23 protein-coding genes and 1 tRNA gene are annotated in these 23,021 nt (G+C 64.8%); 12 read left to right on the top strand and 12 right to left on the bottom strand.

Annotation, left to right across the window (positions count from 1 at the left end):
- The first annotated feature begins 2 nt into the window (after positions 1-2).
- The 3 genes from OVA12_RS15625 to uraD all read left to right on the top strand — a co-directional run bounded on the left by OVA12_RS15625 (position 3) and on the right by uraD (position 3,678).
- The gene (locus tag OVA12_RS15625; RefSeq protein ID WP_268138929.1) at positions 3-1,067 is read left to right on the top strand and encodes a BMP family ABC transporter substrate-binding protein; all 1,065 of its coding nucleotides are present in this window, start codon (positions 3-5) and stop codon (positions 1,065-1,067) included.
- A gap of 896 nt (positions 1,068-1,963) precedes the next feature.
- Positions 1,964-3,145 (top strand): urate hydroxylase PuuD, encoded by a 1,182-nt coding sequence (locus OVA12_RS15620; RefSeq protein ID WP_268138927.1) that lies wholly within the window; start codon positions 1,964-1,966, stop codon positions 3,143-3,145.
- Between the two features lie 14 nt (positions 3,146-3,159).
- Positions 3,160-3,678, top strand: coding sequence for a 2-oxo-4-hydroxy-4-carboxy-5-ureidoimidazoline decarboxylase (gene uraD / locus OVA12_RS15615; protein WP_268138925.1), 519 nt, complete (start codon positions 3,160-3,162; stop codon positions 3,676-3,678).
- 9 nt (positions 3,679-3,687) lie between these two features.
- Here uraD and OVA12_RS15610 read toward each other — a convergent pair whose 3' ends face one another.
- From OVA12_RS15610 to OVA12_RS15575, 8 genes are all read right to left on the bottom strand, one after another.
- Positions 3,688-4,830 carry a DUF1176 domain-containing protein gene (locus OVA12_RS15610; RefSeq protein ID WP_268138923.1) on the bottom strand — a complete coding sequence of 381 codons (1,143 nt, stop codon included), beginning with the start codon at positions 4,828-4,830 and terminating at the stop codon, positions 3,688-3,690.
- The gene (locus OVA12_RS15605; protein WP_268138921.1) at positions 4,827-5,087 is read right to left on the bottom strand and encodes a DUF1653 domain-containing protein; all 261 of its coding nucleotides are present in this window, start codon (positions 5,085-5,087) and stop codon (positions 4,827-4,829) included. The genes OVA12_RS15610 and OVA12_RS15605 overlap by 4 nt, the downstream gene beginning before the upstream one ends.
- 89 nt (positions 5,088-5,176) lie before the next feature.
- Complete coding sequence (locus tag OVA12_RS15600) at positions 5,177-6,271, bottom strand: TonB family protein (RefSeq protein ID WP_268138919.1); 1,095 nt, start codon at positions 6,269-6,271, stop codon at positions 5,177-5,179.
- Complete coding sequence (locus OVA12_RS15595) at positions 6,268-6,669, bottom strand: ExbD/TolR family protein (protein WP_268138917.1); 402 nt, start codon at positions 6,667-6,669, stop codon at positions 6,268-6,270. The genes OVA12_RS15600 and OVA12_RS15595 overlap by 4 nt, the downstream gene beginning before the upstream one ends.
- Before the next feature lie 22 nt (positions 6,670-6,691).
- The gene (locus tag OVA12_RS15590; RefSeq protein ID WP_268138915.1) at positions 6,692-7,051 is read right to left on the bottom strand and encodes a biopolymer transporter ExbD; all 360 of its coding nucleotides are present in this window, start codon (positions 7,049-7,051) and stop codon (positions 6,692-6,694) included.
- A 31-nt stretch (positions 7,052-7,082) separates the two neighbouring features.
- Positions 7,083-7,811, bottom strand: coding sequence for a MotA/TolQ/ExbB proton channel family protein (locus OVA12_RS15585; protein ID WP_268138913.1), 729 nt, complete (start codon positions 7,809-7,811; stop codon positions 7,083-7,085).
- A gap of 10 nt (positions 7,812-7,821) precedes the next feature.
- Positions 7,822-8,259 (bottom strand): hypothetical protein, encoded by a 438-nt coding sequence (locus tag OVA12_RS15580; protein ID WP_268138911.1) that lies wholly within the window; start codon positions 8,257-8,259, stop codon positions 7,822-7,824.
- Between the two features lie 2 nt (positions 8,260-8,261).
- Positions 8,262-10,394: a TonB-dependent receptor domain-containing protein gene (locus OVA12_RS15575; protein ID WP_268138909.1), complete on the bottom strand. Its 2,133-nt coding sequence runs from the start codon at positions 10,392-10,394 to the stop codon at positions 8,262-8,264.
- 332 nt (positions 10,395-10,726) lie between these two features.
- Between OVA12_RS15575 and OVA12_RS15570 the strand changes: the two genes are divergently transcribed.
- The 5 genes from OVA12_RS15570 to OVA12_RS15550 all read left to right on the top strand — a co-directional run bounded on the left by OVA12_RS15570 (position 10,727) and on the right by OVA12_RS15550 (position 14,952).
- A complete protein-coding gene (locus tag OVA12_RS15570; protein WP_268138907.1) occupies positions 10,727-11,818 on the top strand; it encodes a hemin-degrading factor in 1,092 nt (363 codons plus the stop codon).
- A 14-nt stretch (positions 11,819-11,832) separates the two neighbouring features.
- Positions 11,833-12,747, top strand: a complete 915-nt coding sequence (locus OVA12_RS15565) for a heme/hemin ABC transporter substrate-binding protein (protein WP_268138905.1) — start codon at positions 11,833-11,835, stop codon at positions 12,745-12,747.
- On the top strand, positions 12,744-13,850 hold the full coding sequence (locus OVA12_RS15560; RefSeq protein WP_268138903.1) for a FecCD family ABC transporter permease: 1,107 nt from the start codon (positions 12,744-12,746) through the stop codon (positions 13,848-13,850). The genes OVA12_RS15565 and OVA12_RS15560 overlap by 4 nt, the downstream gene beginning before the upstream one ends.
- Position 13,851: 1 nt before the next feature.
- Positions 13,852-14,643, top strand: a complete 792-nt coding sequence (locus OVA12_RS15555; protein ID WP_268139434.1) for a heme ABC transporter ATP-binding protein — start codon at positions 13,852-13,854, stop codon at positions 14,641-14,643.
- Between the two features lie 93 nt (positions 14,644-14,736).
- Positions 14,737-14,952 carry a hypothetical protein gene (locus tag OVA12_RS15550; RefSeq protein WP_268138901.1) on the top strand — a complete coding sequence of 72 codons (216 nt, stop codon included), beginning with the start codon at positions 14,737-14,739 and terminating at the stop codon, positions 14,950-14,952.
- A 13-nt stretch (positions 14,953-14,965) separates the two neighbouring features.
- Here the strand turns inward: OVA12_RS15550 and OVA12_RS15545 are convergent, their stop codons facing one another.
- The 3 genes from OVA12_RS15545 to OVA12_RS15535 form a co-directional block, all read right to left on the bottom strand.
- On the bottom strand, positions 14,966-15,097 hold the full coding sequence (locus OVA12_RS15545; protein WP_268138899.1) for a PQQ-dependent sugar dehydrogenase: 132 nt from the start codon (positions 15,095-15,097) through the stop codon (positions 14,966-14,968).
- 14 nt (positions 15,098-15,111) lie between these two features.
- Positions 15,112-16,194 carry a PQQ-dependent sugar dehydrogenase gene (locus tag OVA12_RS15540; RefSeq protein WP_268138897.1) on the bottom strand — a complete coding sequence of 361 codons (1,083 nt, stop codon included), beginning with the start codon at positions 16,192-16,194 and terminating at the stop codon, positions 15,112-15,114.
- 155 nt (positions 16,195-16,349) lie between these two features.
- The gene (locus tag OVA12_RS15535) at positions 16,350-17,453 is read right to left on the bottom strand and encodes an HD-GYP domain-containing protein (RefSeq protein WP_268138896.1); all 1,104 of its coding nucleotides are present in this window, start codon (positions 17,451-17,453) and stop codon (positions 16,350-16,352) included.
- 308 nt (positions 17,454-17,761) lie between these two features.
- On the opposite strand from OVA12_RS15535, the gene OVA12_RS15530 reads away from it, so the two are divergent.
- Both OVA12_RS15530 and OVA12_RS23995 read left to right on the top strand, forming a co-directional pair.
- The gene (locus OVA12_RS15530; protein WP_268138894.1) at positions 17,762-18,583 is read left to right on the top strand and encodes an alpha/beta fold hydrolase; all 822 of its coding nucleotides are present in this window, start codon (positions 17,762-17,764) and stop codon (positions 18,581-18,583) included.
- Between the two features lie 88 nt (positions 18,584-18,671).
- Entirely contained in the window at positions 18,672-19,046 is a 375-nt protein-coding gene (locus OVA12_RS23995; RefSeq protein ID WP_442793882.1) for a DUF6404 family protein, read from the top strand.
- A gap of 379 nt (positions 19,047-19,425) precedes the next feature.
- Here the strand turns inward: OVA12_RS23995 and OVA12_RS15525 are convergent.
- Positions 19,426-19,515 (bottom strand) — tRNA-Ser (locus OVA12_RS15525).
- 804 nt (positions 19,516-20,319) lie between these two features.
- Here OVA12_RS15525 and OVA12_RS15520 point away from each other — a divergent pair.
- Together OVA12_RS15520 and OVA12_RS15515 are read left to right on the top strand one after the other, a co-directional pair.
- Complete coding sequence (locus OVA12_RS15520; protein ID WP_442793881.1) at positions 20,320-21,732, top strand: septal ring lytic transglycosylase RlpA family protein; 1,413 nt, start codon at positions 20,320-20,322, stop codon at positions 21,730-21,732.
- 68 nt (positions 21,733-21,800) lie between these two features.
- Entirely contained in the window at positions 21,801-22,982 is a 1,182-nt protein-coding gene (locus OVA12_RS15515) for a D-alanyl-D-alanine carboxypeptidase family protein (RefSeq protein WP_268138892.1), read from the top strand.
- The last annotated feature ends 39 nt before the right edge of the window (positions 22,983-23,021 follow it).

Below are 23,021 nucleotides of genomic sequence, written 5' to 3'. Positions count from 1 at the left end.
CAATGAAGAACATCCTGAAAGCTGCTGTCGCGGCTGTCGCCCTTGCCGCTGCCGGCTCTGCCGCCCAGGCCGCTGACCTGAAGGCCTGCTTCATCTACGTCGGCCCGGTCGGCGACTTCGGCTGGTCCTACCAGCATGACCAGGGCCGTCAGGCCATGGAAAAGCACTTCGCCGGCAAGGTGGAAACCGCCTATCTGGAAAGCGTGCCGGAAGGCGCTGACGCCGAGCGCGCCATCGAGCGCTTCGCCCGTGAAGGCTGCGGCATCATCTTCACCACCTCCTTCGGCTACATGAACCCTACCCTGAAGGTGGCGCAGAAGTACCCGAAAGTGATGTTCGAGCACGCAACCGGCTACAAGACCGCCAAGAACGTTGCGACCTACAATTCCAAGTTCCACGAGGGCCGTTACATCCTCGGCCAGATCGCGGCCAAGATGTCCAAGAAGGGCACCGCCGGCTACATCGGCTCGTTCCCGATCCCGGAAGTGGTCTCCGGCATCAACTCGTTCCTGCTTGGCGCCCAGTCCGTCAATCCGGACTTCAAGGTCAAGATCGTCTGGGCCAACTCCTGGTTTGACCCGGCCAAGGAAGCTGACGCTGCCAAGGCGCTGATCGACCAGGGTGCGGACATCATCTCGCAGCACACCGATTCCACAGCTCCGCTGCAGGTGGCGGCCGAGCGCGGCGTGCTGGGCTTTGGCCAGGCCTCCGACATGATCGCCTTTGCGCCGAAGTCGCAGCTCACCGCGATCGTCGACGAGTGGGGCCCGTACTACATCGAGCGCGTGCAGGCGGTTCTCGACGGCAAGTGGGAAAGCAAGCAGACCTGGCACGGCCTGAAGGAAGGCCATGTTGTAATGGCGCCTTACACCAACCTGCCGGATGACGTTGTCGCCATGGCCAAGGCCACCGAAGAGAAGATCAAGGGCGGCTGGGAGCCGTTCACCGGTCCGATCATCAAGCAGGACGGCACGGAAGCAGCTGCTGCCGGCGTTCGCCTAGACGACGGCGCGATCCTTGGCATGAACTGGTACATCAAGGGCATCGACGACAAGCTGCCGCAGTAACAGGCAAGCGGGCAGGGGCGTTCTTGGCGCCCCTGCCTTTGTCCCGGGATGTGCCGTCTGGCGGGACCGTTCCTCCCGGCGGTCATCCCCGCCTTGGGCGGGGATCTATTGGACGTCTCGCCGGGCTCAGGTGGTTGTTGTCCGCTCTGTGCGTGGGTGTGGATCCCCGCACAAGGCGGGGATGACGGCTGAGGGTCGGGTGCCGCTGAGGGCGCGTACTGCTGACGGCGGGGAGCCGCTGCCGGTGGAGAACCGATGAAGGTGGGGTGCCGCCGAGGGCGGGGGACTGCTTCGGGTGGGAGACCGCTCACGGAGACGTTGTGTTCTTGCTCCGGCGGCACCTGACTAAGGCGCGGCGCATGTCTGCTGGCAGCTTGCCCCGTCTCCCGGGTCATCCCCGCCTTGTGCGGGGATCCATTGGGCGTCTCGCCGGGCTCCGTTGGTTGTTGTTCGCTCTGTCCGTGGGGGTGGATCCCCGCACAATGCGGGGATGACGGCTGACGGTGGGTGCCGCTGAGGGGGTGCGTTGACCGCTGAGGGGTGGCGTTGACCGCTGAGGGTTGGCGAAACCGCTGACGGAGACATTGTGTTCTTGCTCAAGCGTCACCTGACGAAAGCGCGGAGCCTGTCTTCTGGCAGCCTGCCCGGTTTCCGGCGTCATCCCCGCCTCGTGCGGGGATCCATCGGGCGTCTCGCCGGGCTCGGTTGGTCGTTGTTCGCTCTGCCCGTGGGGGTGGATCCCCGCACAAGGCGGGGATGACGGCTTCGGGTTGGGGAGCCGCTGAGGGCGGGGGACTGCTCAAGCTGGGACGCCGTTGATGGTGTCACTGGCCAAGAATGACGGGATCTCAGGTTCCGTTCGCTGCATAAAAACCGAAATTTCCAGAGAGATTGCCATGCTGATGACCTTTGCTGCTGACTGGCTCAACCTGCTGCTTCGCTGGGCGCATCTGGTTGTCGGCATTGGCTGGATCGGCGCGTCGTTCTACTTCATCGCGCTGGACCTCGCCCTGCGCAAGCGAGAGGGCATGCGCGAGGGCGTCTATGGTACGGCCTGGGAAGTGCATGGCGGCGGCTTCTACCACGTGGAAAAATTCACCGTGGCCCCGTCGTACCTGCCGGAGGACCTGATCTGGTACAAGTGGGAGGCGTATCTCACCTGGGTCACGGGCTTTGCCCTTCTGGTGGTGCAGTACTACTTCAACGCATCGACCTATCTTATTGATCCCAATCGACTTGTCCTGACGCCAGGCGAGGCGGTGCTGATCTCGGTCGCAAGCCTTGCCGCCGGCTGGTTCATCTATGACGGGCTGTGCCGCTCGGCCATCGGGCGCAACACGCCGCTGCTGGCTGGCTGCCTCATCATCCTGATCCTGGGAGCCTCCTACCTGTTCACACAGGTCTTCTCCGGCCGTGGTGCGCTGATCCACGTCGGGGCCTTCATTGGCACGATCATGGCCGTCAACGTGTTCGGCGTGATCATTCCGAACCAGAAGAAGATCGTCGGCAGCCTGCTGCGCGGGGAAGCGCCCGATCCAAAGCTTGGCCAGATGGGCAAGCAGCGGTCGGTGCACAACAACTACCTGACGCTGCCGGTGCTTTTGATGATGGTCTCGAACCATTATCCGATGCTGACCGGGCATCCGCATGCCTGGATTCTGGTGGCGCTGGTCCTCGTCATCGGCGGCATGGTGCGCCACTTCCTCAACCGGCATGAGGCCGGCGACCCGTTTGCCCGTTACTGGTGGTCGCTGCCGGTGGCGGCCCTTGGACTTGTGGCCGCGCTGGTGATGACCGCGCCGCGCGACTTTTCCGGCGCTGGCACGGTGGCGGATGCCGACGTTCTGAAGGTGACGCAGGCCCATTGCGTCATGTGCCATGCGGCGACGCCGACCCACGAGGGCTTCAGCGAGGCTCCGAAGGAGGTGCGGCTGGAGACGGTTGACGATCTCAAGCGCTATGCCGATCTGATCATGGCGCAGGCGGTGCAGTCCGATGCCATGCCGCTTGGCAACGAGACCGGCATGACCGATGCCGAGCGGCAGACGCTCGGCGCCTGGATCGCGCAGCAGAAGTGAGGCTGGCAAGTCCGATGAGCGCAAAGCTGAGTATCGACGCCGTCAACGGCCTGAGCGCCGAGGCGTTTCTCGGGCACTTCGGCGATGTGGCCGAACATTCGCCCTGGGTTGCCGAGCTGGCGGCCATACGCCGGCCCTTTGCCAGCCGCGAGGCACTGGTCGCGGCCTTTGACGCGGCCATGCAGGCGGCCCCGCGGGAGCGGCAGCTGGCGCTGATCCGGGCGCATCCGGATCTGGCCGGGAAAGCTGCGATTGCCGGCGAAATGGCCGAGGATTCCAAAAAGGAACAGGCCGGGGCAGGCCTTGACCGGCTCAGCCCGGACGAGTTTGCCCGCTTCACGGCGCTCAATGGCGCCTACAAGGACAAGTTCGGCTTTCCGTTCATTTTCGCCGTCAAGGGCGCGACCAAGGACATGATCCTGGCCGCCTTCGAGAGCCGGATCGGCAATGATCCGGCGACCGAGTTTGCAACCGCACTGGCGCAGATCGCGCGGATCTTCCGCTTCCGCCTGGAAGACCGCGTGGCAGGCTGAGCGGCTGGCTCAGCCTTCGCGTTTCCAGATCAGGGGATAGGACTCCGGCGCGTCGTCGACGCCGTTGCAGTCTTTCTTTTCGCGCAGTTCCAGCGCGTCCCAGCCGATGCTTTCGCCTTCCAGGAACACCAGCTCATAGGTCTCGAAGCGGCCGCAGTCGCCGACGCCGCGGGCGCGGGCAAAGGAGGTCAGTAGCGAGGTCTTCGGATCGAAGATCGGGCTGATGATTTCCGGGTCCTCGGTCGGCTCGCCGGTCGGCGGGCCCTGGAAATGCAGCAGGGCGGCGTTGAGGTCGCCGTCGAGCAGGATGGAATAGACATAGACGAAGGTGCCCTGATAGGCGCCGAGGAAGCAGGGCAGTTCCCAGATGCCGCTGCGCTCGTCGATGCCATAGAAGGTGCCGCCGATGCTCTCGATGGTGTCGGGCAGGGGGCAGGCGGGCCCGCCGGCGACCGCCTCGCGCACCCGGTCGGGGATGTCGGCAAGGGTGGCCAGCTTGCGCGTCTCGGTGATCGGCACGCGGCGGTCATCCGTCACGGTCGACTGGACGACCTGGGTCTCGCCCGGGCGGAACGAGAGGAAATAGCGGCCGGCGGCCGGGTCACGCGGGCCCTGCACGACGACCGCATCCTTGCGGCCGATGCGGCCCTGGGCGTCATCCATCAGGGCGAAGATGGGCGTGAAGCCATCGAGCGAAACGGCGATCTCGGTCTGCTTGCCGTTCGGCAGCTCGACCACGGCGGTGGCGGTGGCAGCGGCCTTCAGCGCCATCATCATCGGCTCGTTCGGCGTGATGCCGCCGAAGCGGACCTTGCCGTCCGAAGGCTCCTTGGTGATGTCGCCGACCATGCGGTAGTCCTCGCTCGGCACCCAGAGGCGGAGCTTGCCACCGACCGGCGGGGTCAGCGAGGACTGGAACTCCAGCACCATGTCCGCTGATGGATCTGCCGGGCGCTCCAGTGCCAGGCGCAGGTAATGATCCTGGCCGACCGAGACGAAGCTGTCGGCAATGCAAAGACCGTCCGTGTCGCAGGACAGGGTCCAGTTGCCATCCTGCAGCACAAGTTCACTGGCCAAGGCAGGCTGAGCCGCCAGACCAAGGAGAGCTGCTCCGGCCAGCATGCAGCGCTGGCGCATCATCCACCGGCTCATGGCCTTGGCTCCTGTTCAAGCTGTTCGAAACGACCGTCGAGAAATTCATCCATGGGCCGGGCCCAGATCGTGCCATCGTGGCCCTGATACAGGAAGGCCTCCGCGCCTGTCGCCTCGATGCGGCATTTGCCGAGGATCCGGTAGGTGCCTTGCGTCTTGCGGTGGCGCCAGAGGGTGCCGCGCAGCGCCGGATCAAGCCCGTCGCGGGCCACCATCAGATCTGGCGAGATGACGTCTGGGGATGACACGGAAGACATGACGGCTCCTTGTGGCCCGTATTGGCGGGCATTTCACAAGTCATACGGCAGTCAGCAGAGGTTTCACAAGGCTCAGGTGTGTCATCAATCTATCGAAATGCGATCGGAATGGTGAAGGTCCAGCTGTCGCGGCGTGCAGCAGGGGGAATGGCCGGGAAGGGCGCGGCCCGCCGCACGGTTTCAAGTGCGGCTTCGTCCAGTTCAGGCACGCCAGAGCTGCGGGCGACGCGGATCGAGGAGGCGTTGCCGCCCTTCGCCACGACGAAGGACACCAGCGTTTCGCCGGTCAGGCGGCGGCGCTTGGCCGAGGGCGGATAGTAAAGCGCACGGCGCAAGGCGCGGCTGATCTGGCCGGGATAATTGGTGACGTCGGAATTGCCTTCCGCATCGCCCGTGCCGATCCGCCCGGCGCCACCGGCAAGCGCGGTGACGTTCGACTGGCCACCGGCTCCCCCTTGTGCGGGCGCGGCGGGCGCACTGGTCTTGGCGTTGGTCTTGGCACTGGTCTGGGCGGCGGCGGTACGCGCCTTGGCCGCAGCCGGCTTGCTCGGCTTTCTCGGCTTGGGCGTATCAGCTTTTTTCGGCTCGGGCTTGGCCGGTTCGGGCTTTACCGGTTCGGGCAGTGGCTTCACCGCCTCGACGGGAACTACGGGCGCGAGCGATGAAGGGGCGACGGCGGGGACCGGCTCGGCGGGTTTCTGTGCGGGTGGGGCGCTCGGGGCTGCGGCGGCAAGTGCCAGCGTTGCGGTTGGGTCAGCGGCAAGGGGCTCGGGCAGGACGACAGGCGCTGCGACCGGCGGGGTGGGGTCAGCCGCAGGCTGCAGAGGTGCCGGCTCGATGGCGGCGACGGGGGGACGCGGGGCCTCGGTGGGCCTCACCGGCTCGGTGACCGGCTCAGTTACGGGCGGGGCGACGGGCGGCGTCTCGGCCGGTTGCGGCTGCGGTTCGGGGTCCGGGGTCTCAGGGGTGAGCGTGTCGGGCTGGGTTGCGGCGACAACGGTATCGCTGGGATCACCGGACTGGATGACGGTGTCAAAGGCCGTGCCGACATCCGCGCCGATCTGGACGCCGCCGCCGGCAAGCTGAGGCGTTTCCTCGCGCGTCAGGGCAATCACGCCGGCACCGAGATGGAAGGTCAGCGACAGGCCGAGAGCGAGGCCAATGTGCCACGGCCGCAGTCTCATGGCGCGATCCGCCGGGTGACGACCTTGACCCTTGCAGCGCCGGCCTGCTTGAGGGCATCAACGACCTCGACGAGCTTGCGCGCGTCCAGCTCCCGGTCGGCGGCGAGGAGGATTTCAGGTGCGTCGGTTGTCAGGCGCACGCGCCGGTCGGCGACAAAGGCGTCGGCAGAAATGTCTGCGCCACGGAAGGTCAGGCGGCCGTCGGCATGGGCGAACAGCGCATCGGGTGGCGGCAGGGATTCAGCGTCCCGGGCGTCGGTCAGGGTAACGGCGCTGTCGAGCGGGGGGGCAAGCTGGCCGGCAACAAGGAAGAAGATCAGCATCAGGAAGACGATGTTGATCAGCGAGATGGTGGTTTCCATCTTGCGCGTCGGCTTGTCGCGTTCGAGGCGGATCACGGGATAAGGTCCTTGTGGCAGATCAGCGGGCGACAGTGAGGGTCAGGTCGGTTCCGGACAGCCTTGCGGCCCGGCGCAGCGCCTCGACAGCATCGACCAGGGCCTGGGCGTTGGCCCCCTCGCGCGGCAGGATCATCGCGGATTTTGCGCCCTTCGCGAGGTACCCAGCAAGATCTGCATCGACCGCATCCGGACTGACGACCGTTCCGTTGATGCGCAGTCCTTCGCCTGAAACCATGACGAGAATGTCGGGTGTCGTGGCAACGCCGCTGCCGCCAGCCTTGCCGGTCCCGCCAAAGTCGACAGACCCAAACCGGGTGAAGGTCGAGGACAGCATGAAAAACAGCAGCAGCAGGAAGATGACGTCAATCAGCGACGTCATCGACAGGGGTCTGCGGCGGGGCGCCGGCTTGTCAATGTGCATGCGAGGCCCGGATCGCGACGGCAGGCGCCTGTCCGACAGCGACAGGGGCAACAGAGGCCGTCTGGTGGCTCAGGCCGGGTGTTCCGGGCAAGGCGACCAGGATTTCGGCGCAGATGGTTTCGATCGCCACACGCTCGCTTTCGACCCAGCTCTCAAACATCGACAGGATGGCCGAGACCGGCATGGCGACCGCAAGACCGGCGGCCGTGGTCAGGAGCGCGACCCAGATACCGCCTGCCAGAAGCGACGGATCAACGGAACTGCCGGCGGACTGCAGCGACTGGAAAGCCTCGATCATGCCGATCACGGTGCCGAACAGGCCAAGCAGCGGAGCAAGCTGGGCGATGGCATCAAGCGCCTTGAAGCCACCCTGCAGGCCATGCAGACGCGCGGTGGCGATGCGGGCAATCTCGGTCTCGATGTCGGAACGGTCCATGCCACCGGCCAGCGACAGATGCATGGCATTGGCAACGGCTTCCTCGGCGGCGCCCGCCGGCTGGTCAAGAAGGCTTGCCGCCTCGCGCTTGCGGCCCTGTCGCCACAGGCGGGCCGCAAGGCGGGCCCGTCCGGGACGGGCCGTGCGGCAGGTGCCATACTGGACAAGCTTCAGCAGGATGATGGCGAGCGCCACGACCGACATCAGCGCGATCAGGACGACGACCGGACCACCGAGGTCCAGAAGATCCGTAACAGGTTGCAGCAGGGCGGCGCTCAGCATGGCAGATATCCTACTTGTTGAAGCTGATGGGCGTGCGGGAGGCGGTGGACAGCGGGGCGGCGCAGAGCGGCGAGGCGGCCGTGGCACCACCGCAGCCTGACGCACCGTTGACCAGGATCGAACCGATGCTCTCGCAGGTCCCACCCGGGATCTGGAACTGGCGAACCACGGTCTTGCCCTCCGGCAGCGCGCCGAAGTCGAACACCGTCATGCGGTCCACCAGCCCATCCTTGTCGAAGAGCACGAACTCGAAGCCGGCCGAAGGCAGCGCCGCGCCGGTGGCGTTGCTGGCCACGAAGGTCAGCAGGCATCCGTTGCTCGCGGCGGCGGCCTTGTTCAGCTCCAGCGTCACGCCCTTGCCATCCGCCGCATGGGCCGGATTGGCAAGGAGGGCCGCAACGGTGAGCGAAACGGCGGCGAAGACTTCCAGTTGACGTGCAAATCGCATTCTTACCACCCGAACTGCTTGTTGACGGTGAGCTTGAACGTCCGCCCGCGACCTGGGTCACCGGCGAGATTGTTCTGGTAACGCTTGTCGAAGATGTTCTCGACAGCTGCGCGAACTTCCCAACCCTTGAGCTGGCTGTTCTCATCTGCTGTCCAGGACACGAATGCATCGTGGACGGCGTAGCCCGCTGTAGACAGTTTGATCGTTCCGGATGAGATATCGCGGCTCTGCGGAGCGGTTGCGGCAAACAGACCGCGCCAGCCAAAGCTCACATTATAGTCAGGAACGCGCGCGCCGAGCGTAACCGACAGGGTATCTGCCGGAATTGAGGTCAGTCGCTGCTTCGTCTTCTCGTCCTTGCCACGGACGACACTGTAAGCAAAGTTGGCGAAGGCATATTTTGACTGATAGTCTGCTTCGAGCTCAACGCCGTAGATATGTGCTTGATGGATGTTTACGAAATACGGAACGGCAACAGGATGGCCACGCAACTGGTTTGTCGCAATCATGTTGGTCAGGTCGTTGTAGAAAGCCGTCGTCTTGAACTGCAAGGCGTCGCCTTCCTGAACCAGCTCTTGTCCGGAAACAGCAAAGCCGGCTTCATAGTTGAGCGACTTTTCCTTCTTGAGCCCGAGGCTTACAGACCGGCCGCCGGGATATGCGGCACTCCGCGCGCCCGTCGTGAACATTTCATCCAGCGTCGGCAGACGTTCGGTCTGCGCAATGGACCCGAAGACCGAGAAGCTCTCGGTGAACTTGTACATGGCCGCGATCTTGGGCGAGAAAGCCAGATCCGACTGCGAGCGGGCGCCCGGGATGCGGCTGTCGGGTTCGAGCGAGACGTGATCGAGGCGGACGCCCGGAATAATCGTCAGCTTCTCGTTCCAGATGAATTCGTTCTGCAGGAAAACGCCGATCTTGCGGTCGGTGCCTTCCGGATGGAAGTCGACCCAGCCGGTGCCCCCCTTCGTCTTGCCGGTCCGCTGCTGATAGGACAGCTGGGTGCCCAGCGTCAGGAAGTTGTCGAAGCTCTCGCCATGGGCCTCGAAGGTGTTTTCGAGTTTTGCCTGCCAGGTGCGATAGCCATATTCACTGTCCCGGAACAGAGCCGACGGGATGCGAGCGGTCGCTTTGTCCTGCTCAACCTTTGTATCAGATACCGACAGGTTCAGCTTCAGATCCAGGAACGGGTTGCCCTGCGCCGGATTTTCATAGGCAAACACCAGCGTCTGGTCGGTGATCTCCCGGTCGATGTTGCCGAAGTCCGTAAGCGTACCCGTCTGAGAATAGGCTGTGTTATCGGCATCACTCTGCCAACGCTCATAGGACAGACGGACGCTCTGCTCATTATTGTCGCCGAAATGATGGGTGACCTTGGCGAGGCCGGAGAAGGAGTCGAATGCCGACCCTGGAATTTTGCGGCCGCCGCCCGCGTCAAAGTCATTCGAGCGACGGAAGTTCCCGTTGATGAGGGCTTCGGTTTGAGCGCCGAGGCGCGCCGCCAACACGGCGGATGTCATCAGGCCTTCCTTGTTGGAATCTAACATCGATTTTAGCCGCAGTGCGGCCTTTTCGTTCGGCGACAGGAAGTCAGAGGCGTCCTTGGTGACGAAATTGATCACGCCGCCGATAGCGCCCGCGCCATACAGCGTGGACGAGGCCGGGCCGCGAAGGACTTCAACCTGCTTGTAGAGTTCAGGATCAGAGAAGAAGGAGCCAAGCCGGTACTGCTCGTAGAACTTCGTGGCTCCATCGACCGTAATGATGATCTTCGACTCGTCCGCCGCGCTGAGTTCGCCCACGCCGCGAATATTGTATGCCTGGCCGCCGATACGGTCGGAACCGGCAATCGTGACGCCGGGCGTCTGGCGGAAAAAGTCGCCAATCGTGTTGGCCTGTTCGTCGTCGATCTGTTCCTGGTTGATGACCGTGACGGCCTGGGGCGTGTCGATGGCGACTTTTTCACGGCCGGCACCGATGACGAGGCGTTGCAGTGCCGTTGTCTGGGCTTCGGTCTTTGCGGCCGGTGCGGAGGCAGGCGCGGCCTGTTGCGCGAGGGCGGACGTGGTGCCCGCCAGAGCCAGAAGGGCGACACCCCCCATCAGATACGTCACATGCTTGCGCGCCGTCACCATCGAAAAAGCCCCTGTCTTCGGACTGGCTGGCGCGAGCTTGCTTGTCCCTGAAATGGATTGTGTTTCCTGAATATCGCATTCAGGTATTGCGGTCGATACAAAAGATGAATATTCAAGTCAACTATTGAACGAGCCCTGCGGCGTGCCTTTGCAATCCGGCGTGGCTGCGGCGTCACAATGAGGACCGGCAAGAGCCGAACCCCGCCAGGTCATCCCCAGCTAGAAGGACGATCCGGCCGGTCCCCGTACACAGGATGTCCCGGAGGGACAGGAAATCACGGCCCGTGCCGCACCGCCTTGACCGGTTGCCGCGCGAACAAGAGGGGAAAGCCATGACCACAAGCCAGAGCCCAGTTGCGGGACATGTTTCGGCCCAGCGTCCGGGACCGGAGGCGATCCGCGCTGCTGTTGCAGCCCATCCGGAGCGCCGCGAGCGGGACCTTGCACGGGACCTGGGCGTCAGCGAGGCCGAGCTGGTTGCGGCCTTCTGCGGCGAGGGCGTGATCCGTCTGACACCGTCCCTGTCCGGGATCTGCAACGGCATGAAGGCCATGGGCGAGGTAATGGCCCTGACGCGCAACGAAAGCGCCGTGCACGAGAAGATCGGGCCGTTCGAGAAGTTTGTCGATGGCAGCCGGGCGGCCATGATGCTGGGCAGCGCGATCGATACGCGCATGTTCCCGTCCCACTGGGTGCATGCCTTTGCCGTGGAAAAGCCGGGGGAATCCGGTCCGCGCCGCAGCATCCAGGTGTTCGACGCCCATGGCGATGCCGTGCACAAGATCCACCTGCGGGCGACCTCCGATGTGGCTGCCTTTGAGGCGCTGGTCAAAGACCTGACCCATGCGGACCAGAGCGCGGGGCTTGGCGTCGTGCCGGTTGCAGCGCTCCGTCCGGAGCGTCCGGCGCTGGACACGTCCAAGGCGGCCGAATTGCGGCGGCGCTGGAGCGCGATGACCGATACGCATCAGTTCTTTGGCCTGCTGCGTGACATGGACCTGCACCGCCTGAACGCCTTTGAACTCGTCGGCGAGGAGTGGGCCTGGAAGGTCGATGGCGATGCGGTGCGCGCGATGATGCGGCTGGCCGCTGACAACGACATCCCGATCATGTGCTTTGTCGGCAGCCGGGGCTGCATCCAGATCCATTCGGGGCCGGTGAGCCAGATCAAGGAAATGGGCCCGTGGATCAATGTCCTCGATCCGACCTTCCACCTGCATCTGCGGCTGGATCACATTGCCGAGGTCTGGGCCGTGCGCAAGAACGCCGACAATGGGCATGTTACCTCGCTCGAGGCCTTTGACGCCGATGGCCAGCAGATCATCCAGTTCTTTGGCCTGCGCAAGGAAGGCCGTGAGGAGCGCTCCGACTGGCGCGATCTGATCGAGCACTTGCCGCGCGTCGGCCAGCTTGCGGTCGCCTGAGGGGGAGAGGAACGATGCGTCCAGTCATCTCTTTCTCCCGCCCGAAGGCAGTGGCCCTGATCGCCGCGGCCGTGCTGAATGTCGGCCTGGCGCTGAGCCTGTCGTCCGCCTGGGCGGCCGAGACCTCGGATCTGACCGGTGCGAAGCGCATCGTGTCGATCGGGGGCTCGGTCACCGAGATCGTCTATGCGTTGAAGGCCGAGGACCGGCTGGTGGCGCGGGACAGCACCAGCACCTATCCGCCGGAAGCGATGAGCTTGCCGGATGCGGGCTATATCCGCGCGCTGAACGCCGAAGGCGTGCTCGGCGTGTCGCCGGATGCGATCCTGGCGCTGGAAGGCAGCGGGCCGCCGGAGGCGCTGGATGTGCTGAAGAAGGCCGGGATTCCGTTGGCCATGGTGCCTGAAAGCTTCACCGCAGAGGGGATCCTGGCGAAGATCGACCGGGTGGGTGAGGCCCTCGGGCTTCAGGATGAAGCGGCGACCTTGGCGGCAGCCGTCCGGGCGGATCTGGCCGCTGCGACGGCGGAAGCAGAGGACATGCCGGAGAAGCCGCGGGTGCTGTTCGTCCTGTCGATGAATGGCGGCCGCGTGCTGGCCTCGGGCAAGGACACGGCGGCCGATGGCATCATCCGCATGGCGGGCGCCGTCAACGCGGTCGAGGCCTTTGCCGGCTACAAGCAGCTGACTGATGAGGCGATTGCCGACCTCCGGCCCGATGTGGTGCTGATGATGGACCGGGGCGGGCAGCATGATGCCAAGGCTGACGAGCTTTTCGCCCACCCCGCCCTTGCCCTGACACCGGCCGCCAAGACACGCCGCGTGGTGCGGATGGACGGGCTTTATCTGCTTGGCTTCGGACCGCGCACGGCCGGTGCGGTGCGCGAGCTTGCCGTGGCCCTGCGTCGTCCCGGGACGGCGGCGCAATGACGCTTACCTCCAGCGCGGCTGTGTTTTCGCCGGTCCGCCGGACCAGGGTCGAGGGTGACCGTGCTCCCCGCGCACGCGTTGCCCTCGTCCTGCTGGCGGTTTGCCTGGTGCTCGTGATGCTCGGTGCGGTCTCGATTGGTTCGACAGGCTGGGCCAATGGCGAGGCGCTGCGGCTGATCCTGTCGGGCGAGCGGCCGACGGACAATCCGCTGCTGCTGCGCGACGTCATCGTGCTGGCAGACATCCGGTTGCCGCGCGTCATCATGGCCGCGCTGATCGGCGCCTCGCTGGCGGTGTCCGGCGCGGTAATGCAGGGGCTGTTCCGCAATCCGCTGGCCGATCCCGGCATTGTCGGCGTGTCTGCGGGGGCAGGACTTGGCGCGGCGCTGATGATCGTGCTGGGCGGCGGCGTGCTGGCGCCGGTTTTCGGGCTCTTCGGCAATCACGCCGTGTCGGTCGCCGCCTTCCTCGGCGGGCTGGCATCGACGATGCTGCTCTACCGGATCGGCACGCGCGGCGGATCAACCAACATTGCCACCATGCTGCTGGCCGGAATCGCGCTCGGGGCACTGGCGGGGGCCGCGCTCGGGCTGCTGGTGTTTGTGGCCGATGACCGCGCGCTTCGCGATCTCAGCTTCTGGGGGCTCGGCTCGGTGGCAGGTGCCACCTGGGACAAGATCCTGACCGCCGGCCCGGTCATTGCGCTGGTGCTGCTGCTCAGTCCGCTGCTCGCCCGCGCGCTGAACGCGCTGGTTCTGGGCGAGGCGGCCGCCGGGCATCTCGGCGTCAACGTGCAGCGCCAGAAACGTCTTGCTATCGTGACCGTTGCAGCCGCGACGGGCGCGAGCGTCGCGGTGAGTGGGGGCATCGGCTTTGTCGGCATTGTCGTGCCGCATCTGCTGCGCCTCACGATCGGGCCGGACCATCGTTATCTGTTGCCGGGCTGTGCGCTGCTGGGTGCGATCATGCTGATTGCGGCCGACACGGTGGCGCGCATCATCGTGGCACCGGCGGAGCTGCCGATCGGCATCCTGACGGCCCTGGCCGGAGCCCCCTTCTTCCTCTGGATCCTGCTGACACGCAGGGGCTTTTCGCTTGGATGACATGATGAGCGAGCTGGTGCTGGAACAGGTCAGCGTGCGCCTTGGCGGCCGCGTGATCGTCGACGATCTGAGCTTTACCGCCCGGGCAGGCGAAGTGACCGCAATCATCGGGCCGAATGGCTCGGGCAAGAGCACGACGATGAAGGGGCTGTCCGGTGAGACCCGCTATCAGGGGCGTGCAAGGCTGAACGGGCGCGAGATCGCCGAGACCCCGGCCGTCGAAATGGCCAGCTACCGCGCGGTCCTGCCGCAGCACGGCACGATCACCTTTCCCATGACGGTGAGCGAAGTGGTCAGCCTCGGCTTTCACGCAAGGCAGCGTGAACCGGCACTGATTGGCGAGGCGCTGGCGCGGGTCGGGCTGGACGGGTTTGGCGGCCGGTTCTTTGAGACGCTGTCCGGCGGCGAACAGCAGCGCACGCAGCTTGCCCGCGTGCTGGTGCAGATCTGGGAGCCGGTGCGGGGCGGAAAGCCGTGCTGGCTGTTTCTCGATGAGCCGGTGTCGAGCCTCGACATCCACCACCAGATCCAGATCATGGATCTGGCCCATGCCTATGCCCGCGCTGGCGGTGGCGTTCTGGCGGTGATGCATGATCTCAACCTGACCGCGATGTATGCCGATCAGGTGGTGGCGCTGCGCGGCGGGCGGTGCCTCGCCGCCGGTCCGACGCGGGAGACCCTGACGGGTCCGGTTCTGTCGGCGGTCTATGGCTGTCCGCTGGCGGTCAACGAAGCCCCTCGCGATGACACGCCCTTCATCCTGCCGCATCTGGCGCGCAGCTCTGGCGCCTGAGCACTCCACCCGACAGGGACCTTGCGCTTTCCTGCGGCCTCGTCCATTGCAGGATGGGGTTTGCGGCCAAGTGGGCCAGGGCAGGGGATCAGGATGCGCATTTACAGAGCTGTTGCCGCAGTGGCACTTGTCGCAATGACTGGTCTCCTGCCAGGCTGTGCCGCCATCGCGGTTGGTGGTGCGGTGGTTTCAACGGCGGCGATCGGCGTGACGACTGTTGCCAGCACAGCAGTTGGTGTGACCACCAGCGCCGCCGGTGCTGCGGTGGACGTGGTGACGCCGGGGTCCAAGGAACCTCCGCGTCCCTGAGGCCGAGCGCAGGTCAGTTTGCCGGTGCGATCCGGATCAGGCGGCCATCCTCGGAATCGGTAAGAAGATAAAGGTTGCCGTCCGGGCCACTGCGCACATCGCGGATGCGTTCGCCCAGATCCACCAGCAGACGTTCCTCAGCCACGACCTTGCCGTCCTTCACCTCAAGGCGGTTGAGATGGGTGCCTCGGCCAGCGCGCCGAGGAAAAGATCGCCCTGCCATTCGGGGAAACGTTTGCCGGAATAAAAAGCCAAGCCGGACGGGGCGATGGAGGGCACGTAGATGTGGATGCCCTGTTCCATCCCCGGTTTTTCCGTGCCTTCACCGATGCTGAAACCCGAATAGGCGCGGCCATGGGTGATGACCGGCCAGCCGTAATTGGCACCGGCTTTCAGCACGTTGATTTCGTCGCCGCCGCGCGGCCCGTGTTCATGGGCCCAGAGAGCTCCAGTCGGGGCGACAGTCAGACCTTGCGGGTTACGGTTGCCATAAGTGTAGATCTCCGGCAGGGCATTCGGCTGGCCCTGGAACGGGTTGCCGGGAGCCGGCTGACCGTCGCGGGTGATGCGGATGACCTTGCCGGAGTGCAGCGACAGGTCCTGCGCCGTCTCATCGCTGCCATGATCGCCAATGCTGGCATAGAGGTAGCCGTCCGGTCCAAAGGCGAGACGTGAGCCGAAATGGCGCCCGTTCGAACCTTTGGTTTTCGCGGTGAACAGCACCGTGACATCGCGCAGGCCGCCGTCCGCCAGCGTGGCACGGGCAATCGCTGTCGTGCCAAGGCGGCCCGAGGCAGCGGCGTAGGACAGATAGATCGTGCTGTTGCTAGAAAACTCAGGATCCAGAATGACGTCCAGCAAGCCGCCCTGGCCCGTGTCGTAGACGGCCGGAACGCCGTTCAGCGGCGCGCTGACCTCTCCTTCGGATGTGACAAGCCGCAACCTTCCGGCGCGCTCGGTGACGAGCATGCGGCCGTCGGGAAGGAAAGCCAGCGACCAGGGATTTTCGAGTCCGGTTGCCACATCGGTCAAGGTAAAGCGCGCCTGCTGCGAAACGACAGTCTCCGCCTTTGCCATACCCGAAAGGGCCAGAAGTGCAGCAAGGGCCAGTCCGGCGCCGGTCAGCAGACCAAGCCGCAGCGTCTGCTGCCGCGAGGCCTTGGCCTCTTCCGCCAGACGTTTTTTCTGACGCGCGGCAATGCGTGGATCCGAGGAAAACACAGGTTGGGGCGTGAGACGCATGGCAGGCCCTTTGCGGCTGGCAGTCCACGCGGGGGTGGACACTTGCAACCGATATGGGGCGCTGTGGCGGGTGCGCAAGGCTTCGCCGGCGAAGGCTCACATCGTCGTGATCGGCAGGTTGGTCAGCTCAACAGCCTTGCGCGCTGGCGCAAGTGTCAGCCGAACGCGCTGGCCTTGCGCTTGACCGAGGCAGCCTTGTCGACTTCAAAGGCAACGGACCGGAAGGACTTGAGCAGCGGCTGGTCGATCTTCTTGCCAAGATCAACCAGCACGCCATAGGCCTGGCGCGGGCTGTAGGCCGGCTTGTAGGCGCGCTTCTCGATCAGTGCGGCGTAGATGTCGCAGATCGTCAGCATCCGCACGGCGCGGCTGATCTCATCGCCCTTGAGCCCGTCCGGATAGCCACTGCCATCCAGATACTCATGGTGATGCACGGCGATATCAATGACGGCCTGCGACACATGCGGCTGGGCTTCGAGAATCTCGCGCGAGCGGATCGGATGCTGGCGGATGATCTCGAATTCCTCTTCCGTCAGCTTGGCCGGCTTGTCGAGAATGGAGAGGGGGATATAGACCTTGCCGACATCATGCAGCAGCGCCGCTGCACCCAGCAGCGCCCGCTCGCTCTCTGACAATCCGAGCACATCGGCGAAGGCCAGCGCATAGCCTGTCACCAGCATCGAATGGCAATAGGTGTGGCTGTGATGCATCTGCACCGCCGAAATCCAGGCATCCATGCCATCCAGCCGGAAGGCGTCGAGCGTGTCGTCGACGGCGCGCGCGACCTGGGCCAGCGGCAGCAGCGTTTCAGAGACGACGGCGGTTGCGCATTCACCGAGCGCTGCACTCATCGCCTGAACGGAGCGGGCCGTTTGTTGAGGTGTCGAGGCGGGCAAGTCAGGCTGGGCATAGGAGCCAAACTGGAGATCGATCTCGCGCAGCGCGTCCTTGACGGGGCGGGTGCGGGACCAGATGCGGCCCAGTCCAAGGGCGTCCGCCTGAACCTTGTCACGCCGGTTGCCTGCGCGCACCAGACCAATGCTGAGCACAGTCGGGGCTCCGGCAATAGCGTCGCGCACGCCAGCGAGGTCGCTGTCGGAGGCGTCTGCCAGATCGACAAGGACGAGGTCTGCCGACTTGAGATCAGCGTCGGCGATATCCCGGTGTTCGAAGATCTCGGCGGGATGCATCTGTCCGATGGTGTGCAGAAGCGCTGGACAGCCTTCAAGGTCGCTCACAAGCATAACCAATCTCAGCACGTCGTAACTCCCTCAATTCCAACGAACTTGACTTCCAGGCTCTTGGCGCGAGCCAGCAATGACGGAACGGACCACCCCAACGGTCGGTGTACATATAGACCGGTATTATTTACGCAGGGTTATTTTTACCGATGGGTTTTGAACAAATTGCTGCATTGCCATAAATTCGTGCATGCACTGCGGGCGTGCAACCCAGGCCGAGTGAAAGCGGCAGACGGTCTCCTGGGGCACGCACCCGCCTTTTGGCTGGCTCGCATTGTCTGCGCCTGCATGACAAGGAGCCGGCAAGACCATGTGAGGGATTGTCAATGAGCAATGGCGCAGCCGCTGCGCGGCACCAAGCTGCACCGGAAATCAGGGAGCGGGACCATCAGCTCGCGACACCTTATGGCGTGGTTGTTGCGCGCGAGTGGGGGACGGCGTCATCTTTGGTTCCCCTTGTGCTGTTGCATGACTCCCTTGGCTGCATCGATCTCTGGCGCGGCCTGCCAAGCAAGCTGGCGCAGGTGACCGGTCGCCGCGTCATCGCCTATGACCGGCCGGGCTTCGGCCAGTCTGCGCCGCAGGATCGCCGGCCTCGTCCGGATTTTGTCGTCAGCGAGGCCGAGCACGCATTTCGAGCGGTTCTCGACGGGTTTGGAATTGACCGGTTTGTTGCGGCTGGTCACAGCGTCGGCGGTGGCATGACGCTGGCGATTGCGGCCGCCTACCCGAAGCGATGCCTCGCCGGGATCACGATCTCGGCCCAGAGCTTTCTGGAAGACCTGACCCGAGCGGGCATCCGCGAGGCCGAGACCCAGTTTGCGGACCCGGCAATGCGGCAGAAGCTGGCGCGATACCACGGCGCGCGCACCGACTGGGTCCTGGACGCGTGGATTGGCTCGTGGCTGTCTCCAGCCTTCGACGGCTGGAGCCTAGACGCGGTGCTGGCGAAGATCCGCCAGCCGCTGCTGTCGATCCATGGCGCGCTGGACGAGTATGGCTCGCCGGAACAACTCAAGCGCATTGCCGATATCTCCGCAGGTCCGGTGCGTTCCCTCCTGATCGGAGACGCCGCCCACTTTCCGCACCGCAGCCACGAGGGCGCGACGCTCGCGGCCATCGCGGCGTTTCTGGACGGGGTGGAGTAGGGGGCGTACGTCGTTGTCTCTCGTCGAGATGGGCTTGCAATCCGGACGTGAGTGGCGTCTTCATTCAATCTAGAGCCGTAAATCTAAAATGCAGGGTTGTTCAATGCGGGCTGATTTTGCGAAACGGCATGAATTTGCCATTCAGGACGCCATCGCTCATGGAATACGACCATGGGACGCAAATCCCCCGATCGATCGTCTATTGCGCAAGCTCGGCTTGCGAATGCGACCGACGATTTACCGTAGTTTCGGTGCCAACATGTTCGTTTATGGTTCGTACTTCGGCACGTTCTTGGGCCTTCTTAATTGGTGCACGATATGGTCGCGAGACAGTATGCCAATACCGGTCGCGGTCATGATTTCGATTGGTGCCGGTTCCGCTTTTGGCGCATTCACGGCGGCACTGATGGCCCGAAAACGCCGAAAAGCAGGTTTGACCAGATGGAACGATCTGCCTGTCTGAGCGCCGCTCTCCTTTGAACCCGTGCTCGATCCGGTCACGCAAGCCAATCAGGCCAAGCCTGTGCAATTTCAGCCCCGCGGGCGAGGCGTCGCCGGAACCTGCGAGCAGCGCAAAAAAAAGCGTGCGAGTTCGGCCCAGGGGCGGCTACAGGGAGCACGAAAGAGGCGATGCCGGCGAGCAAAGTCTGCGGAATCCTGTCTTTCAGTACATCTTGAAAGCGATAGCAATTGCGCGCAGTCATCAGGTCTACAGAATGTTGGCCCTGCAAGACGGATTGCCGCGGTCCTGGCGACTGCGCCAGTGCCAGCCCCATCCCTCCCGAAAACAACGCAAAAATCCGGCCGCGGCCGGATTGGGAGAAGGTCTTAGTAAGGGAGAATGGCGGAAGAGGTGGGATTCGAACCCACGGAACGCTTGCACGCTCGCCGGTTTTCAAGACCGGTGCCTTAAACCACTCGGCCACTCTTCCGTCGGTTTCGTTTCCCGTCTTTGGGCCGGAATGTCAAGCGGGGGGAGGTGTTTCCCTGGGGAGGGGGCCGTCGACCCACGAATGTGGGCAGGGGTCGGGTCGACGGCCATTGCCGGGAGGGCCCCAGCCTGCGGCGCGGCGGGGCGGCCGGCTGCAGTGACACCTTGGTAGCATTGCCGATCCGGTGGCGAGTGTGATGGTCATCACAATCCGGGCGCTTGTGCCTGAATGCCCGGTTTCGCCGGCTGGCCGGATGCTTGAGAGGCGCGGCCGGTGTGGCTGGACGGAAGGGAATGCCGGCTGGCCGGCATGGCAGCATGATGCCGCGGCAGCGGGGTGGCTGAATGGACGCGACGGCTTGCCTGGACGGAATCAAGCTTGCCCCTCGAGGCTTGCGACTCGCCTGCAATGCGACGGCTTGCGCTGACTGCCCCCGACACGGGCGGCGGAGGGACGCGGGAGCGGGATCATCCAGTGGCCGCAACGTCAGCAAAGCCAGCGTTTTACGGGGATTGCCGGCGTAAGGGAGAGCGGGCAGGGACCTGTGGCGATATCGGCACTTGGCGACTGGTTAAGGATCGGGTAACGACTATGGGGTTAACTGCGGCTAGCCACATTCTGCGGGGGCGGAGTGCGGCTGTTGCGTGCGCGCAAAACTTCATGGTTAAGCTGACCACACAGGCAGCAAGCCAGAAACGCGCCACGACCGCGAGACACAACGCCGGGCAACCGGCCAACTGGACCGCGTGAGCTTGGGGCCGCCAGACGCGTGATGAGTGGGACGGCAGTATGCAAGGCATTGGCGTGAGCCGACTGAGCCCGAAAGCCGGGACCGATCTGACAGAAGCAGCACAAGGTCGCTGCGATGCTGGATCCGTTTCCTCTTTCGACCCGAGCTTTGCTCCGTCCAGCCGGTCTTCGTCCCGCAAGGTGACTTCAGGCGTTCTTGTTGCGGTGGCGGCTGCGCTGGCTCTGGCCGGCTGCGCCTCGACCCCGCCGAAGAAGCGCTCCAGCGAGTATTTTCCGGAATCCAAATATGGTGTGAAGGCCAGCCCGCGCGTCGTCGCCGATGGCCAGGCCGTGCCGAAGGGCGGTGGCCGCGACATCACCGGCAAGCCCTACAAGGTGGCCGGCCGCTGGTACTATCCCAAGGAAGATCCGAACTACAAGAAGACCGGCTTTGCCTCCTGGTATGGCGAGGCGTTCCATGGCCGCAAGACGGCCAATGGCGAGGTCTATGACCGCAATTCGCTGACAGCCGCGCACACCACCATGCCGCTGCCGTCCTATGCGCGGGTGACGAACCTTGCGAATGGACGCTCGATGGTTGTGCGCGTCAATGACCGTGGCCCTTTCCACGGCAACCGCGAGATCGACCTGTCGCAGCGCGTGGCACACATGCTTGGCACCAAGTCCACCGGTGTCGCCAAGGTCAAGGTCGAGTATGTCGGCCGGGCGCCGCTGCATGGCCAGGACGAAGCTTTCCTGATGGCGTCCTACAATGGACCGGATGCCGTCACGCCGGGCGGCACGATGCCGGGTACGATGATTGCGCAGGCAACGCCGCCGGCAACTCCTGCCGTGGCTCCGGCTGCTGCACCGGTCGCGGCCGTTCAGGTTGCCTCCGCCGCCGATCCGCTCGGCGCGGCACCGGCAACCGGTGACATCCGCGCGCCGGCTCCGCGTCCGTTCCTGATGGCTGCGACGATCACGGTTGCCAGCGCCTCCGGTTCGACGCCGGTTGCAAATCCGGCCTATCAGGTCGCCTTCGATCCGGCTGCCGCCTTCGAGGCCGGCGCTGCGTCGGTCATGGTGGCCTCTGCATCGACAGTCACGACCAGCGGCCAGTTCCAGCCGGCTGCAGTTCCGGCGAGCCTTCCGGCCGCGCCCGCTGCCACACTGCCCACGGGCGGTGTCCAGCCCGTATCCTACGGCAGCACCCCGGCCGCCGCACCGGCCCTTGGCACACCGCCGCAGAGCCTCGGCACGCTACCGGTCCGTCTTCCGGCGCAGGGCCTGTCGCAGCCGGCAGCCTACGCTCCCCAGCCTGTCTCCTCGCCATTTGACGGCCTGCAGCCAGCTGGCAATGGCCCGCGCAACCTGCTTCTGGGTGGCGCGATCTCGTCCTATGCGGCCAACACCCGCATCTCCGGCGCGCATTCGGCCTTCTCCGCCTTCGAGGCAACTTCTGTTCCCCTCAGCAGCCTGAATCGCTAGACTTGTCCGGCCTCTGACTGGCCTGCCGAATCCTGCGGTGGTGGTCTAGGGCGGGGAGGGTGTGCCGCGTGGCGTCTGAGCGTTTCCTCGACTGGTTCCGGGCGTTTTGCCTGAGCCTCTGGGTGCTGGTGGCCGGACTGCTGGCGTTCCCTGTTGCGGCCGCCGAAGTCGTCGCGACCAAGGCGCCCATCGCCTATCTCTATGACACGACTGCCGACACGCTTTTGTTCGCCAAGGAGGCCGACAAGCCGTTTTCGCCTGGATCGCTCGCCAAGATCATGACGGCTGCGGTGGTGTTCGATGCGCTGGCCAAAGGCGAGATCAGCGCTGAGACGCTGTACACCGTCTCGGAACATGCCTGGCGCACGGGCGGAGCGCCGTCGCGCGGGGCAACTATGTTTGCCGCCGTGAAAAGCCAGATCGCCGTGGCGGATCTGCTGGCCGGCTTGATCGTTCACAACGCCAATGACGCGGCGCTGATCCTGGCCGAGGGACTGTCAGGATCCGATGCGGCCTTTGCCGAGCGGATGACGGCCTTCGGCAAGGCGATCGGATTGACCAATTCGCGCTTTGCCAGTTCCACCGGACAGGATGGCGACGGCTCGAGCGTCACGGCCCGCGACATGGCTCTGCTCGGGCGGCACCTCCTGGGACAGCACCGGGACAGGCTGGAGCTGTTCACCCGGCCGGAGTTCACCTGGAACAACATCTTCCAGCGCAACAAGAACCCGTTCCTGGGCGAGATCCGCGGCCTGGACGGGTTCGGCGGCGGCCAGTCGGAGCGGGATGGGTTTTCCGGACTGATCACGGTCGAGCGGGAGGGACGGCGGATTGTCGGCGTGCTCGCCGGACTGCCGACGGACAAGGCCCGTTTGACGGCGCTGAAGGAATTTGCCGATACGGCCTGGGACAGCTTTGCGACGGTGGTGCTCTATGAGCCAGGCGCGAGGGTGGGCGAAGCGCGGGTGTTCGGCGGTGTTGCGACCGCTGTGCCGCTCGTGGCACGGGACCGGATCGCGGTGCTGCTGCCGCTCGGCGCCAGCATGAGCTACCGGTTGAGGCTCGTCTATTCGGGGCCTTTGCTGGCCCCGGTTGCGCCCGGTGCGCCGGCGGGAGAGCTGAGGGTCATTGGCCCGGATGACGCAGTGGTCTACAAGGCACCGCTGGTCACGGGTGACGGCATCGCTGAAGGCACGCTGAGCCAGCGCGCGCTGAATGGCGTGACCGAACTTCTGTTCGGCTGGATGTAAGGAAACCGGCGGCTTTCGGGCTGCGTCAGGCAAGAGGTC

The organism is Pannonibacter sp. SL95 (assembly GCF_026672425.1).
Taxonomy (GTDB): Bacteria; Pseudomonadota; Alphaproteobacteria; order Rhizobiales; family Stappiaceae; genus Pannonibacter.
The sequence above is the reverse complement of the archived record's forward strand: the minus strand, read 5'-3'. Positions and strand labels throughout refer to the sequence as shown.

What these genes read in the sequence shown, in the direction of transcription:
- OVA12_RS15625 (WP_268138929.1), top strand. Translation starts at nt 3, where the DNA reads ATGAAGAACATCCTGAAAGCTGCTGTCGCGGCTGTCGCCCTTGCCGCT.
- OVA12_RS15620 (WP_268138927.1), top strand. Translation starts at nt 1,964, where the DNA reads ATGCTGATGACCTTTGCTGCTGACTGGCTCAACCTGCTGCTTCGCTGG.
- uraD (WP_268138925.1), top strand. Translation starts at nt 3,160, where the DNA reads ATGAGCGCAAAGCTGAGTATCGACGCCGTCAACGGCCTGAGCGCCGAG.
- OVA12_RS15610 (WP_268138923.1), bottom strand. Translation starts at nt 4,830, where the DNA reads ATGAGCCGGTGGATGATGCGCCAGCGCTGCATGCTGGCCGGAGCAGCT.
- OVA12_RS15605 (WP_268138921.1), bottom strand. Translation starts at nt 5,087, where the DNA reads ATGTCTTCCGTGTCATCCCCAGACGTCATCTCGCCAGATCTGATGGTG.
- OVA12_RS15600 (WP_268138919.1), bottom strand. Translation starts at nt 6,271, where the DNA reads ATGAGACTGCGGCCGTGGCACATTGGCCTCGCTCTCGGCCTGTCGCTG.
- OVA12_RS15590 (WP_268138915.1), bottom strand. Translation starts at nt 7,051, where the DNA reads ATGACGTCGCTGATTGACGTCATCTTCCTGCTGCTGCTGTTTTTCATG.
- OVA12_RS15585 (WP_268138913.1), bottom strand. Translation starts at nt 7,811, where the DNA reads ATGCTGAGCGCCGCCCTGCTGCAACCTGTTACGGATCTTCTGGACCTC.
- OVA12_RS15580 (WP_268138911.1), bottom strand. Translation starts at nt 8,259, where the DNA reads ATGCGATTTGCACGTCAACTGGAAGTCTTCGCCGCCGTTTCGCTCACC.
- OVA12_RS15575 (WP_268138909.1), bottom strand. Translation starts at nt 10,394, where the DNA reads ATGGTGACGGCGCGCAAGCATGTGACGTATCTGATGGGGGGTGTCGCC.
- OVA12_RS15570 (WP_268138907.1), top strand. Translation starts at nt 10,727, where the DNA reads ATGACCACAAGCCAGAGCCCAGTTGCGGGACATGTTTCGGCCCAGCGT.
- OVA12_RS15565 (WP_268138905.1), top strand. Translation starts at nt 11,833, where the DNA reads ATGCGTCCAGTCATCTCTTTCTCCCGCCCGAAGGCAGTGGCCCTGATC.
- OVA12_RS15560 (WP_268138903.1), top strand. Translation starts at nt 12,744, where the DNA reads ATGACGCTTACCTCCAGCGCGGCTGTGTTTTCGCCGGTCCGCCGGACC.
- OVA12_RS15555 (WP_268139434.1), top strand. Translation starts at nt 13,852, where the DNA reads ATGATGAGCGAGCTGGTGCTGGAACAGGTCAGCGTGCGCCTTGGCGGC.
- OVA12_RS15550 (WP_268138901.1), top strand. Translation starts at nt 14,737, where the DNA reads ATGCGCATTTACAGAGCTGTTGCCGCAGTGGCACTTGTCGCAATGACT.
- OVA12_RS15540 (WP_268138897.1), bottom strand. Translation starts at nt 16,194, where the DNA reads ATGCGTCTCACGCCCCAACCTGTGTTTTCCTCGGATCCACGCATTGCC.
- OVA12_RS15530 (WP_268138894.1), top strand. Translation starts at nt 17,762, where the DNA reads ATGAGCAATGGCGCAGCCGCTGCGCGGCACCAAGCTGCACCGGAAATC.
- OVA12_RS23995 (WP_442793882.1), top strand. Translation starts at nt 18,672, where the DNA reads ATGCAGGGTTGTTCAATGCGGGCTGATTTTGCGAAACGGCATGAATTT.